Consider the following 13,279-nt stretch of genomic DNA (forward strand, 5'->3'; position numbering starts at 1 on the left):
GCGGCTTTGCCGGGGGCGGCCCCGCCGCTTCCCCCTCTCCCGCTTCGCTGCGCTTGCGGGAGGGGGACGATGCCATCGCCGCGAGGCGGCTCTTGCTCGGCATCTCTGGCTGGAATCACGCCAGTTTTCACCTTCGTTTCTCTCTTGCCGCATTCTGCGGCAGCACTCCCCTTTCACGCGTTTGCTCGCTGCACTTTTGTGCGGCGTGGCGGGCTGCGCCTTGCCCATCACAAATCGAACAAAGGACTGAGACAACATGAGCACTTATGAGCATTTCGTCGGCACCCGCGCGGTATCCGACCAGCATGCGTTTGATATCGATGCCATAACCGACTGGATGAGCCGGCATGTCCAGGACTTTGAAGGTCCGCTGCAGGTGGAGATGTTCAAGGGCGGCCAGTCCAACCCCACCTACAAGCTGATCACGCCCGGCTGTAGCTATGTGATGCGCGCCAAGCCCGGTCCCGTGGCCAAGCTGCTGCCTTCGGCCCATGCGATCGAGCGCGAATACCGCGTCATGAAGGGCCTGGCCGGCACCGATGTGCCCGTGCCGCACATGTATGCGCTGTGCGAGGATGAATCCGTCATCGGCCGCGCCTTCTACATCATGGAGTTCATGGAAGGCCGCGTGCTTTGGGACCAGTCCCTGCCCGGCATGACGCCTGCGCAACGCGCCGAGATCTACGACGAGATGAACCGCGTGATCGCGGCTCTGCACAGCGTGAAGTTTGCCGAACGTGGCCTGGCTGACTACGGCAAGAGCGGCAATTACTTCGAGCGCCAGATCGGCCGCTGGAGCAAGCAGTATGTGGCCTCCGTCACCCAGCCGATCCCCGAGATGGACAAACTGATGGAGTGGCTTCCCGCTCATATGCCGGCCAGCGCACGCGACGAGGGACGTGTCTCCATCGTGCATGGCGACTACCGTCTGGACAACCTGATGTTCCACCCCACCGAGCCACGCGTGATTGCCGTGCTGGACTGGGAGCTGTCCACGCTGGGCCACCCGCTGGCCGACTTCAGCTACCACTGCATGAGCTGGCATATCCCGGCCGAGCTGGGCCGCGGCATTGCGGGGCTGGACATCGCGGGCCTGGGCATCCCTGCCGAGCACGATTACATGCAGCGCTACTGCCAGCGCACCGGCATTGCCGATGTGGCCACACTGCAGCGCGACTGGAACTTCTACATGGCCTACAACATGTTCCGCATCGCCGCCATCCTGCAAGGCATTGCCAAGCGCGTCGAGGCCGGCACGGCCTCCAGCGCCCAGGCCAAGGCCTCGGGCGACACCGCCCGCCCCATGGCCGAACTGGCCTGGTCCTTTGCTCAGCGCGCCTGATTTTCCACCACCACGCAACCGACCGTCCCACAACAAAAGGAGCACTCATGGACTTCGACTACTCGCCCAAAACCAAGGACCTGCAGCAGCGCCTGCTCAAGTTCATGGACGACCACATCTACCCGGCAGAAAAGGAATATGCCGACGAGATGCAGGCCAACACGGCCGCCGGCAAGCGCTGGACGCCGCTGCAAACCATCGAAAAGCTCAAGCCCAAGGCCCAGGCCGCGGGTCTGTGGAATCTGTTTCTGCCGGTGGACAGCGCCGAAGCCTCGGGCTACCACGGCGCGGGCCTGACCAATCAGGAATACGCACCGCTGGCCGAGATCATGGGCCGCGTGCCATGGGCTTCCGAAGTCTTCAACTGCTCCGCGCCGGATACCGGCAATATGGAGACCATTGCCCGCTACGGCAGTGCCGAGCTCAAGGAGCGCTGGCTCAAGCCCCTGCTGGAAGGCAAGATCCGCTCGGCCTTCGCCATGACCGAGCCCGAAGTTGCCTCCTCCGACGCCACCAATATCTGCACCCGTATCGAGCGCCAGGGCGACGAATACGTGATCAACGGCCACAAGTGGTGGATCTCGGGTGCCGGCGATCCTCGCTGCCAGGTCTTCATCACCATGGGCAAGACCGACCCCGAAGCGGCCAAGCATTCGCAGCAGAGCATGATCATCATCCCGGCCGATGCCAAGGGCATCCGCATCGCGCGTCCGCTGAACGTGATGGGCTATGACGATGCGCCCCACGGCCATATGGAGATGTATTTCGAGAACGTGCGCGTTCCCGTCGGCAATATCTTGCTGGGCGAAGGGCGCGGCTTCGAGATCGCCCAGGGCCGCCTCGGCCCGGGCCGCATTCACCACTGCATGCGCCTGATCGGCCTGGCCGAGCGCGCGCTGGAGCTGATGTGCAAGCGCGCCAGCAGCCGCGTGGCTTTCGGCAAGAGTGTGGCCCAGCAGACCGTGACGCAGGAGCGCATTGCCGAAGCGCGCTGCAAGATCGACATGGCGCGCCTGCTCACGCTCAAGGCCGCCTGGCTGATGGATGTGGCCGGCAACAAGGTGGCCAGGACCGAGATCGCCATGATCAAGGTCGTGGCCCCCAGCATGGCCTGCCAGGTCATCGACTGGGCCATGCAGGTGCATGGCGGCGGCGGCATGTGCGATGACTTCCCGCTGGCCTATGCCTATGCCGCAGCACGCACGCTGCGCTTTGCCGACGGCCCCGACGAGGTGCACCGCAACGCGATCGCCAAGTGGGAGCTGGGCAAATACGGCAGCTACGGCAAGAACGCCGAAGTGCCGATCACACGCGGCAGCTGATGCAGGCAAGCGGGAGCGCATCGCGTCGCTCCTGCCCCCGTCAACAAAAAACACCCCGTCAGCCACGGCTGCGGGGTGTTCTTGTTTCAAAGACGGGCTTGTCACTCACTATCAATAAGAAAGCTTATACCGCTATACACCAATATATTTCAGATAAAAAACACCTTGAAATTCAATATAGTCAAGCGGCAATAGCTTCTTTATCAATAGCAACCTAACTGACGGCACCGGGCCCGGCACCGCGCGCTTACCGGCTTAGAAGCTCTCCCATTCACCATCGTCTGCCGTCGCGGCCTTTTGCGGCCGGGGCGCTGCTGCGTTTTTCGCGGGGCTGAGGACCGGCGGCTTGCTCGCCGCCGACATCGCGGGGCGCCTGAGCGCAGCCGAAGAGGCCTTGAGCGGGGCCGGAGCCTTGATCGCAGCCCTGGCAGGCGCGGGCTTGAAAGTCGCAGGAGCCAGGGCCGGCGCGGCTTGCTGACCGGACTGGGCACCGAGCTTGAAGAAGCTCACCGTCTCGGCCAGCGCGGCAGCCTGACCGCGCAGCGCGTCGGTCGCGGCCGCCGCCTCTTCCACCAGGGCGGCGTTCTGCTGGGTCATCTGATCCATCTGCGTCACTGCCTGCGTGACCTGCTCGATGCCCGAGGTCTGCTGATGGCTGGCCACCGAGATCTCGCCCATGATGTCGGTGACGCGGCGCACGCTCATCACGATCTCGTCCATGGTCTTGCCGGCCTCGCCGACCTGGGTGCTGCCTTCCTGCACCTTGCTCACGGAGTCGTCGATCAGCTGCTTGATCTGCTTGGCCGCCTCGGCCGAGCGCTGGGCCAGGGTGCGCACTTCGGACGCCACCACGGCAAAGCCGCGGCCCTGGTCACCCGCACGGGCGGCTTCCACGGCTGCGTTCAGCGCCAGAATATTGGTCTGGAAGGCGATGGAGTCGATCACCCCGATGATGTCCACGATCTTGCGCGAAGACTCGTTGATGGCCGACATGGTCTGCACCACCTGGGCCACGGTGGCACCACCGCGTACGGCCACCTGGGACGCTGCAGACGCCATCTGATTGGCCTGCTGGGCATTGCCGGCGTTCTGCTGCACGGTGGCGGTCAACTCCTCCATGGAGGCTGCCGTCTGCTCCAGCGAGCTGGCCTGCTCTTCGGTGCGCGAGGACAGATCCTGGTTGCCGCTGGCAATCTGGCTGCTTGCCGAGGCAATCGAGTCCGTGCCCTGGCGCACCTGACCCACGATGCGCTGCAGGCTGGTGTTCATGTCCATGAGCGCCTTGAGCAGCTGACCCACCTCATCCTGGCTTTGCACGGTGATGCTGGCGCTCAGATCGCCCGCAGCCACGGACTGGGCCAGTTGAACGGCCGACTGCAAAGGACGCGAGATGGAGCGTGCGATCAGCACCGCCAGCAGTACACCGATCAGGATGGATCCCAGCAGCAGCGCCATCACCCACCAGCGTGCAGCGGCATACAGGTCATCGCCGGCCTGATTGGTTTCCTCGGTCGCCTGATGGTTGATCTCGCTGAGAGCATCCAGACGTGTATTGATGCCGCGGCTGATCTTGAGCGACTCGCCGCGCAAGATTTCGCTGGCCTCATCGTTGAGCAGCTGATGCGACAGATCTACCACCTTGGCCGTCTGCACGGCATAGGCCTTGAGCTCCTCGCCGATTTCGGCCAACAGGGCGCGCTCCTTGTCGGTTCTCACGTACTTGACATACGACTGCTGGTTCCGGACCAGCTCATCCCAGAGCTTGGGCATGCTCTTGTCATAGACCGCCATTTCCTCGGACGACTGCGCCATCACATGCTGCATGGTCTGCGAGCGATAGCGCTGAAGCTGATAACGCATGTCCTGCAGGTTGCGTGCCGCCGGCAGCCACTGGCGCGCCAGATCGGTGGCCGTGGCATTGACACGCTCCATCTGGACCAGGCCGTACAGACCCGATACCGCACTGATCAGCAGGATCAGCACAAAAGACACCAGCAGCTTGTTGGCCAGCTTGAGGTTGCGAAAGAAGTTCATGGGGGAATTGGGCGCCTGGGCGACCTGCAAGGTCTGGCGCCTGCGAGATGGGGAATAGGGAAAACTGCCTGAAAAGCGCGTACACACTGCGCGCGCCTGCGAATTCTATTCAGTATTTGTTACTTCGAGTAACGGCATCCATGAATAAAACCGATGGTGGCATCAGGGGCATAGCTGGGCTCAAAAAGACACCCCGATGAAGCACTCAAAAACCCTGTCGAAGGCCATTGCATCCTTACAGCCGTCCGGCATGAGAAAATCAGCCCTTATTTATCAGCAAGAACAACGGATTCACCATGGAAGCAGAACGCGTCAACTCTATCGGCAACACCCTCCAAGATCTGGCCGAGCGCACGGCCGATCTCCGGAGGTATCTTTGACTACGATGCCAAGTACGAACGCCTGCGCACGGTAAACGCCTCGCTGGAAGACCCTGCCGTCTGGAACGACCCCAAGAAGGCACAGGACCTGGGCAAGGAAAAGAAGTCGCTCGACTCCGTCGTGCTGACCCTGGAGAAGCTCACCACCGAACTGGCCGACAATTCCGAGCTGTTCGAGATGAGCAAGGAAGAAGGCGATGATGCCGGCCTTGAAACCATTGAAGCCGAAACCGCCAAGCTCAAGCCGCTGATCGAGGAGCTCGAGTTCCGCCGAATGTTCGGCGGCGAAGCCGATCCGCTCAACTGCTTCATCGACATCCAGGCTGGCGCCGGCGGCACCGAAGCCTGCGACTGGGCCAGCATGCTGCTGCGCCAGTACCTGAAGTACGCCGAACGCAAGGGCTTCAAGGCCACCGTCGAAGAAGAGACTCCGGGCGACGTAGCCGGCATCAAGAGCGCCACCATCAAGGTCGAAGGCGAGTATGCCTACGGCCTGCTGCGCACCGAAACCGGCGTGCACCGCCTGGTGCGCAAGTCGCCCTTCGACAGCTCGGGCGGCCGTCACACCAGCTTTTCATCGCTGTTCGTCTACCCCGAGATCGATGACTCCATCGAGATCAACATCAATCCGTCGGATGTGCGCACCGACACCTACCGCGCCTCGGGCGCCGGCGGTCAGCACATCAACAAGACCGATTCGGCCGTGCGCCTGACCCACATCCCCACGGGCATCGTGGTGCAGTGCCAGGACGGTCGCTCTCAGCATAGCAACCGTGACGTGGCATGGCAGCGCCTGCGCTCCAGGCTGTACGACTTCGAGATGCGCAAGCGCATGGAAGAGCAGCAAAAGCTCGAGGACACCAAGACCGATGTGGGCTGGGGTCACCAAATCCGCTCCTATGTGCTGGACAACAGCCGCATCAAGGACTTGCGCACCAACGTTGAAGTCTCGGCCACCCAGAAGGTGCTGGACGGCGACCTGGATGTGTTTATCGAAGCCTCGCTCAAGCAAGGCCTCTGATCCTAGAAAGGAATCGATATGCTGCAACTGCGTGACGGGCAAGCCCCGGCCACCGCCATTTACCGTGCCGACTACGAGGCCCCGGCCTGGTGGATCGACACGGTGGACCTGACTTTTGACCTGGACCCGGCCAAGACGCGCGTGCTCAGCAAGATGCGCGTGCGCCGCAACCCCGAGGTGCCGGCACAGGCGCTGCGCCTGGACGGCGACGAGCTGAATCTGGCGCGGGTGATGGTCAACGGCGGTGGTACCTCCTTCAAGATGGATGGCGACCAGCTGGTGCTGGAGAACCTGCCCGAGGGCAACGAGCCCGTGGAGCTGGAGATCTTCACCACCTGCGCCCCCATCAAGAACACCAAGCTCATGGGCTTGTATGTGAGCGAGGACACGTTCTTCACGCAGTGCGAGGCAGAAGGTTTCCGCCGCATCACCTACTTCCTGGACCGCCCCGACGTGATGGCCATGTACACCGTCACGCTGCGCGCCAGCAAGGCCCAGTACCCGGTGCTGCTGTCCAACGGCAATCTGGTGGAGTCCGGTGACCTGGAGGATGGCCGCCACTTTGCCAAGTGGGTCGATCCGCATAAAAAACCCAGCTATCTGTTTGCGCTGGTGGCCGGCAATCTGGTCGCGCGCGAGCAGAAGATCAAGAGCCGTGCCGGCCGGGATCACCTGCTGCAGGTCTTTGTGCGCCCCGGCGATCTGGAAAAGACCGAGCACGCCATGAACTCCCTCATGCACTCCGTTGCATGGGACGAGGCCCGCTTTGGCCTGAGCCTGGATCTGGACCGCTTCATGATCGTCGCCACCAGCGACTTCAACATGGGCGCCATGGAGAACAAGGGCCTGAACATCTTCAACACCAAGTATGTTCTGGCCAGTCAGGCCACGGCCACCGACACCGATTACGCCAATATCGAATCCGTCGTCGGTCATGAATACTTCCATAACTGGACGGGTGACCGCGTCACCTGCCGCGACTGGTTCCAGCTCAGCCTCAAGGAAGGCCTGACGGTGTTCCGCGATCAGGAGTTCAGCATGGACATGGCGGGCACGGCTTCGGCCCGTGCCGTCAAGCGCATCGACGATGTACGCGTACTGCGTACCGTGCAGTTTCCCGAGGATGCCGGCCCCATGGCCCACCCCGTGCGCCCCGACAGCTATATCGAGATCAACAACTTCTACACGGTCACGATCTACGAAAAAGGCGCGGAAGTCGTGCGCATGCAGCACAACCTGGTTGGCCGCGAAGGCTTTGCCAAGGGCATGAAGCTGTACTTCGATCGTCATGACGGTCAGGCCGTGACCTGCGATGACTTCTCGCAAGCCATTGCAGATGCCAACCCGGGCTCTGCCCTGGCTCAGCATCTGCAGCAATTCCGCCGCTGGTACAGCCAGGCCGGCACGCCTGTGCTCAAGGCTGTTGGCCAATACGATGCCGCAGCCCAGACATATACGCTGACGCTGTCGCAAAGCTGCGCGCCCACCGTGGGTCAGGCCGAGAAACTGCCGTTCGTCATTCCCGTGCAAATGGGTTTGCTCACCGCCAGCGGCCAGCCCATCGCCCTGCAACTGCAAGGCGAAGACGCGGCCCAGGCAGTCACCAGCCGCATGCTGGTGTTGACCGAAGCCGAGCAGAGCTTTGTCTTCAGCAATGTGAGCGAAGCCCCCGTGCCCTCGCTGCTGCGCACCTTCAGCGCACCCGTGGTGCTGGAGCATGAATTCAGCGATACCGATCTGCTGACCCTGCTGGCTCATGACAGCGACCCGTTCAACCAATGGGAAGCCAGCCAGCGTCTGGGCCTGCGTTATGCCCTGAAGGCCGTCGCTGCCAGCGGTGAAGCCAGCGCCGAAATCCTGCCTGCAGCCTTTATCGACGCCATGCGCCGCGTGCTGCGTGACGACAAGCTGGACGCAGCGTTCAAGGACCTGGTGCTCACGCTGCCGTCGGAGAGCTATATCGCCGAGCAGCTGGCCGAGGTCGATCCGCAGCGCGTTCATGCGGTGCGCGAAGCCATGATCTTGCAGCTGGCGACCGCTCTGCAGCCCGAGTGGGAAGCCGCCTGGGAGGCCAACCGCGACACCGGCGCCTACCGCCCCGACCATGTCAGCGCCGGCCGCCGTGCACTGGCAGGCCGCGCTCTATCCATGCTTTGCCTGCATGCTGCCCGAACTGGTGACACGGTCTGGCCCGGCAAGGCCTACCAGCGCTGCAAGGACGCAGGCAACATGACGGACCGCATGGCCGCCCTCTCCGCCCTGGTCTACAGTGCCAGCCCGCTGGCCGAACAGGCGCTGCAGCGCTTCCACGCGCTGTTCAAGCAAGATGCACTGGTGCTGGACAAATGGTTTGCCCTGCAGGGTGCTGCCAGCGACCGCGGTGGCGATGTGCTTCCCGCCGTCAAGGCGCTGATGAAGCATGCCGACTTCCAGATCAAGAACCCCAACCGCGCACGCAGCCTGATCTTCAGTTACTGCAACAATGCCGGCGCCTTCCACCGCGCCGACGCGGCTGGCTATGTGTTCTGGGCCGATCGCGTGATCGAGATCGACGGCTTCAACCCTCAGGTGGCCTCCCGTCTGGCCCGGGTGATGGATCGCTGGAAAAAGCTGGCCGAGCCTTACCGCTCTGCGGCCCGCGAAGCCATCGCCCGTGTGGCTGCCAAGCCCGATCTGTCCAACGACGTGCGCGAGGTCATCACCCGTGCCCTGGCGGACTGATGGGTCTGAACATGCTGGCTCGACACGCGGCTCGGGGCGTGAAGGCCCTTGCCGTCGCCGCGGCGAGCATGTCGCTGAGCACTCAGGCTGCAAAGCCTGATGCGGGATTCGAAGCTCGTTTTGCGCCCCTCTATGCCACTGTCTTCAGCGAAGGCGGCAGCTTCAGCGGGCGAGCCATGAGTGCCGATCTGCAGGCGCTGGAGCCGCTGTTGAAAAAGCCGGGATTTGCTGCACGCGATATCTTCCGGCTCTACTACACACAGGCCAGCGTCTACGCCCGCCGCGGCATGCCCAAAGAGGCAGCCGAAGCAGCGCAGACGGCACTGACGGCTTTGTCCGGCACTCAGGACCCGGAGCTGTCATACGCTCATTTTTTCCTGCGCTACTCAAGCATCCGCTGGCTGGCAGATGCCGGGCGACATGAAGCGGCGCTCAAGTGGGTCAAAGCCTTTCAGGCTGAATATCCGCTGCCGCAAATTGCCGTGCTACCTGCCGAAATGCGCTGGGACGAGGGCGTGAGGCCTGCACGGGCTCTGGATTTTCCGAGCCAGATGCAGATTCTCGGCGTCTATGAGGACGAAGGCTATCTGCTGCATGAGCTGGGGCGATTTCGCGAGGCAAGGCATGCCAACGAGCGACTGCTGCCTGTAGCGCGTGAGCGCCTCAAAGCCATGAGCAAGCTGCAGCAGATACGCGGCGTGCTCACCAATATTGCGCAGAATTGCTATGAGCTGGGCGATCTGAAGCAATCTGCAGCCTATCTTCAGGAGCGTCTGCAGATTGCGCAGGCGGCGCAAGACCATGCCACCGTCTACGACAGCTATTTCCAGCTCATGGTCCTTGCCCATGAGCAAAAGCATGACCCGCAGGCCCGCCAATGGCTGGCCCGCTATGAACAATACGCGCTGAACCACAAAGACAGCCAGCAGCAAACCCGCGTCAAGGAGCTGCTGGCGGAACTGGAGCAGCGCACTGCGGGGCGTCATCCATGAAGGCAGATGCCCTGCCCTGTTTTCTACCCATTTCAGATTTGCATCGAATATCAAGGAGTTGAAGCATGAAGAAAAACATCAGCCTGACCCGCTATCTGGTCGAGCAACAACGTGTTGACGGGCTCATCCCCGGCCAGTTGCGCCTGCTGCTGGAAGTGGTGGCCCGCGCCTGCAAGCGCATCAGCTTTGCCGTGAACAAAGGTGAGCTTGGCGACGTCATGGGTACGGCCGGCAGTGAAAACGTGCAGGGCGAAGTGCAGAAAAAGCTGGACATCATCGCCAACGAGACCCTGATTGAAGCCAATGAATGGGGCGGTCACCTGGCCGCGATGGCATCGGAGGAAATGGAAGGCATCTATGTGGTGCCCAACCGCTACCCTCAAGGCGAATACCTGCTGATGTTCGACCCCCTGGACGGCTCGTCCAATATCGACATCAACATGTCCATCGGCACCATCTTCAGCGTGCTCAAGAAGCCTGAAGGCCACCCTGGCGTGCACGACAGCGACTTCATGCAGCCCGGCACCCAGCAGGTGGCTGCCGGCTACTGCATCTACGGCCCCCAGACCACCCTGGTGCTGACCGTGGGCGACGGTGTCTCCATGTTCACGCTGGACCGCGAGCAAGGTTCGTTCGTGCTCATCGAGGAAAACGTCAAGATCCCCGAAGACACCAAGGAATTCGCCATCAACATGTCCAATATGCGCCACTGGGATGCCCCTGTGAAGCGCTACGTGGACGAATGCCTGGCGGGTGTAGACGGCCCTCGCGGCAAGAATTTCAACATGCGCTGGGTTGCTGCCATGGTGGCCGACGTCCACCGCATCCTGTGCCGCGGCGGCATCTTCATGTACCCCTGGGACAAGCGCGAGCCGCAAAAGGCCGGCAAGCTGCGCCTGATGTACGAAGCCAATCCCATGAGCTGGCTTGTCGAGCAGGCCGGTGGCATGGCCACCAACGGCCGTCAGCGCATCCTGGACATCCAGCCAACGCAATTGCACGAGCGCGTGAGCGTCGTCCTCGGCTCCAAGAACGAAGTGGAACGCGTGACCAGCTACCATCTCGAGGCCGATGAAAAAGCGCTATAATCTATAGCTTATCGCCGGTGTAGCTCAGTCGGTAGAGCAGCTCATTCGTAATGAGAAGGTCGCGTGTTCGATTCATGTCTCCGGCACCAATAAATTCAACGACTTACGAGTCGTGATTGTTCAAAGTGTCGTCTCCTGTCACACTCAAGTCACAGTAGACGGCACAACTGAACAACACTGCGCAGTAGCGCTTTCTCTCTCCAGCCAGTTCTTGTGCCGTCACATTTCGCTGACCACACACAAGATGCATCATGGCTGCAATCCGCGAACGAAAAGATCAGAACGGCAAGGTGAGCTATCAAGCTCAAGTCCGTATTCAAGGCTATCCGCCTCAGTCTAAGACGTTTCTGAGGAAAACCGACGCCAAGCAATGGGCAATCCAGACGGAAACTGAAATCCGTACTGGTATGACTATCCGTAAAAGCACCGCCAGCAAGCACACTGTGCGCGAAATGCTGGAGCGCTACCGCGACAATGTGCTGATCGACAAAGCCAACGGCGGCAAAGATCACAAGACGCACATTGCATGGTGGATTGATGAGCTTGGCCACTACGCCCTGTCTGAAGTCACAACAGACCTTGTGACACGGAGCATAGATAAGCTCAAAAAGTCCAAGACACGGTTGGGCACCCCCCCTGCCCCTGCGACCGTGCTGCGCTACTTGATGGCGCTCTCTCACGCATTCAATGTGGCACGTAAGCAGTGGAACTGGTGCGAGTCATCGCCAGTCGAGAATGTTCAGCGCCCCAAAGTCAAAAACGAGCGCACCCGCTATCTGACAGATGCCGAGCGGGAGGCTCTGCTGCATGCATGCAAGAACTCTCCAAACGCCGACCTCTATTTGGTTGTGCTTCTGGCAATTTCCACTGGTATGCGCAAAGGCGAAATCATGGGCATGCGCTGGCAGGACATTCACACTCCACCGGATCAGAGCTTCACTCGCGTACACCTGACCAAAACCAAGAACGACAAAGCTCGCTCGGTCTTGCTGACCTCCCCTGCCCTGGAGTTGCTGGAAGAGCGGCGCACAAAGCTGCTTGATAGCCTGCAAGCAAAGACTGCTACCGGGCTCATTTTCCCGAGTGCTGTGAACGCAGATCAGCCCGTCGATCTTCGCAAACCATGGGGAAGTGCACTTCAAGCTGCTGGCATTGAGGAGTTCCGCTTCCACGACCTACGTCACACAACAGCTAGCTATCTTGCGATGAATGGAGCCAGCCTTCTGTCCATCAGCAAAGTGCTGGGCCACCAAACTACCAAGATGACGGAACGGTACTCCCATCTGGCTACGTCTCACGTTGATGAGATCGTGCGCAGCATGAATGCAAAGAAGTTTGGAAAGCCTTGAGATGACAATTTAATCGAAGCTTCACACGATAACTTTTGGTCGAAGCCACGTGAGGCCTCGAAAAATTCGCGCTTTTGAGTCAGCGCAAAAAATTCCCGAGGTGCTGGAACTAGCCAGCGAAGCCATCTGCAACCGCGTGGAACTCTCACCATCCATAGACCGAAGTATCTATTCTTCACACATTGGTTACATCATGTATCCTCTAGGCTTTGGTTACGCAATGGTGCGACTTCAACTTAAGAGTGACTTGGGGTTTCGATGGACTGGTCTGAAATTGGAAAGTACGTAGGAATTTTGGCTGCGGCTATTGGCGGTGCCGGCTTAGTGCTCAAGTTTTCTTCCTCAAGAAGCTCGAAATCCAAAAAAAATACCCGCGTTATTATTCAAAAAAATAATACCGCTGGTGGCGATATTATCGGCGGCGACAGCAAGAAAACTGTAAAGAAGTGAGCAATGTTTACTTCACAGGCTGGCAATACTGCCGAAGGTGACATTGTTGCCGGCAATCAAACGAAGACAGTAAATGTTTATCGTTATAGCTCGCCGCTCGGAAGGCTTTATGAGAAATTTCGCTTAGCAAGTGAAGGACAACCTCACATTGCAGAAATTTCTGAGCAGCTTCAGCACTACTGCACTGTAGACACTGATGGTGACGTACGTGGCTTGGAGGAAAAATTGACTGCAGCCAACCGAGCCGATTTACTACGACAAGCGAGTAAGCTAAAAGAATCGGCTGCTAAAACAATCATGAAATGGCAGACCTCTGGCGTTGCACAAGATATTTTAACTTATATCTTGGGTCAGCTTTACTCTGCATTTATGCTAAATGTCGTTCCTGCCATTGAGGCAGGCAAAGATAGAGCCGAGGTGGACGCAATCATTAGCGAAAAGGTCATTGCGCCCACGGCCGATATGCTGGGAGACAATGACTTAATGCTTACTCCAGCCGATATTTTGGGACTTCTTTTCTTTTTGGGTGGAAACTGTCATATTAGGTGGGATAAATGCTAATTTATCACCCTGCATACGA

General features: G+C 60.0%; 10 protein-coding genes and 1 tRNA gene. 10 read left to right on the forward strand and 1 reads right to left on the reverse strand.

The features are described from left to right. The first annotated feature begins 256 nt into the window (after positions 1-256). On the forward strand, positions 257-1,342 hold the full coding sequence (locus F0P97_RS17600; RefSeq protein ID WP_182283329.1) for a phosphotransferase: 1,086 nt from the start codon (positions 257-259) through the stop codon (positions 1,340-1,342). 47 nt (positions 1,343-1,389) lie between these two features. Continuing rightward, a complete protein-coding gene (locus tag F0P97_RS17605) occupies positions 1,390-2,664 on the forward strand; it encodes an acyl-CoA dehydrogenase family protein (RefSeq protein ID WP_182283330.1) in 1,275 nt (424 codons plus the stop codon). Between the two features lie 255 nt (positions 2,665-2,919). Here the strand turns inward: F0P97_RS17605 and F0P97_RS17610 are convergent, their stop codons facing one another. Continuing rightward, a complete protein-coding gene (locus F0P97_RS17610) occupies positions 2,920-4,698 on the reverse strand; it encodes a methyl-accepting chemotaxis protein (RefSeq protein ID WP_182283331.1) in 1,779 nt (592 codons plus the stop codon). Positions 4,699-4,994: 296 nt separating this feature from the next. On the opposite strand from F0P97_RS17610, the gene prfB reads away from it, so the two are divergent. The 8 genes from prfB (at position 4,995) to F0P97_RS17650 (ending at position 13,260) form a co-directional block, all read left to right on the forward strand. Next, positions 4,995-6,099, forward strand: a protein-coding gene (prfB, locus tag F0P97_RS17615; protein WP_182283332.1) for a peptide chain release factor 2 whose coding sequence is annotated in 2 segments (ribosomal slippage) — positions 4,995-5,075 and positions 5,077-6,099 — 1,104 coding nt in all. Because the reading frame shifts where the segments join, the coding sequence is not laid out codon by codon here. 18 nt (positions 6,100-6,117) lie between these two features. Then, on the forward strand, positions 6,118-8,820 hold the full coding sequence (pepN, locus tag F0P97_RS17620) for an aminopeptidase N (RefSeq protein ID WP_182283333.1): 2,703 nt from the start codon (positions 6,118-6,120) through the stop codon (positions 8,818-8,820). A gap of 11 nt (positions 8,821-8,831) precedes the next feature. Then, entirely contained in the window at positions 8,832-9,812 is a 981-nt protein-coding gene (locus F0P97_RS17625) for a hypothetical protein (protein WP_232537977.1), read from the forward strand. A gap of 65 nt (positions 9,813-9,877) precedes the next feature. After that, positions 9,878-10,900 carry a class 1 fructose-bisphosphatase gene (locus tag F0P97_RS17630; RefSeq protein WP_087082189.1) on the forward strand — a complete coding sequence of 341 codons (1,023 nt, stop codon included), beginning with the start codon at positions 9,878-9,880 and terminating at the stop codon, positions 10,898-10,900. A gap of 13 nt (positions 10,901-10,913) precedes the next feature. Beyond that, a tRNA-Thr gene (locus tag F0P97_RS17635) sits at positions 10,914-10,989 on the forward strand. Between the two features lie 162 nt (positions 10,990-11,151). Next, positions 11,152-12,249 carry a tyrosine-type recombinase/integrase gene (locus tag F0P97_RS17640; protein WP_182283335.1) on the forward strand — a complete coding sequence of 366 codons (1,098 nt, stop codon included), beginning with the start codon at positions 11,152-11,154 and terminating at the stop codon, positions 12,247-12,249. A gap of 258 nt (positions 12,250-12,507) precedes the next feature. Continuing rightward, positions 12,508-12,699 carry a hypothetical protein gene (locus F0P97_RS17645; RefSeq protein ID WP_182283336.1) on the forward strand — a complete coding sequence of 64 codons (192 nt, stop codon included), beginning with the start codon at positions 12,508-12,510 and terminating at the stop codon, positions 12,697-12,699. 3 nt (positions 12,700-12,702) lie between these two features. Further along, entirely contained in the window at positions 12,703-13,260 is a 558-nt protein-coding gene (locus F0P97_RS17650) for an ABC-three component system protein (RefSeq protein ID WP_182283337.1), read from the forward strand. The last annotated feature ends 19 nt before the right edge of the window (positions 13,261-13,279 follow it).

Origin of the sequence: Comamonas testosteroni, assembly GCF_014076415.1 — a bacterium.
GTDB classification, from domain to species: Bacteria; Pseudomonadota; Gammaproteobacteria; order Burkholderiales; family Burkholderiaceae_C; genus Comamonas; species Comamonas testosteroni_F.

Bases quoted from the DNA above. Each gene is read 5' to 3' on its own strand.
- F0P97_RS17645 (WP_182283336.1), top strand. From the start codon at position 12,508: ATGGACTGGTCTGAAATTGGAAAGTACGTAGGAATTTTGGCTGCGGCT.
- F0P97_RS17625 (WP_232537977.1), top strand. From the start codon at position 8,832: ATGCTGGCTCGACACGCGGCTCGGGGCGTGAAGGCCCTTGCCGTCGCC.
- F0P97_RS17605 (WP_182283330.1), top strand. From the start codon at position 1,390: ATGGACTTCGACTACTCGCCCAAAACCAAGGACCTGCAGCAGCGCCTG.
- F0P97_RS17640 (WP_182283335.1), top strand. From the start codon at position 11,152: ATGGCTGCAATCCGCGAACGAAAAGATCAGAACGGCAAGGTGAGCTAT.
- F0P97_RS17610 (WP_182283331.1), bottom strand. From the start codon at position 4,698: ATGAACTTCTTTCGCAACCTCAAGCTGGCCAACAAGCTGCTGGTGTCT.
- F0P97_RS17630 (WP_087082189.1), top strand. From the start codon at position 9,878: ATGAAGAAAAACATCAGCCTGACCCGCTATCTGGTCGAGCAACAACGT.
- F0P97_RS17600 (WP_182283329.1), top strand. From the start codon at position 257: ATGAGCACTTATGAGCATTTCGTCGGCACCCGCGCGGTATCCGACCAG.
- pepN (WP_182283333.1), top strand. From the start codon at position 6,118: ATGCTGCAACTGCGTGACGGGCAAGCCCCGGCCACCGCCATTTACCGT.
- F0P97_RS17650 (WP_182283337.1), top strand. From the start codon at position 12,703: ATGTTTACTTCACAGGCTGGCAATACTGCCGAAGGTGACATTGTTGCC.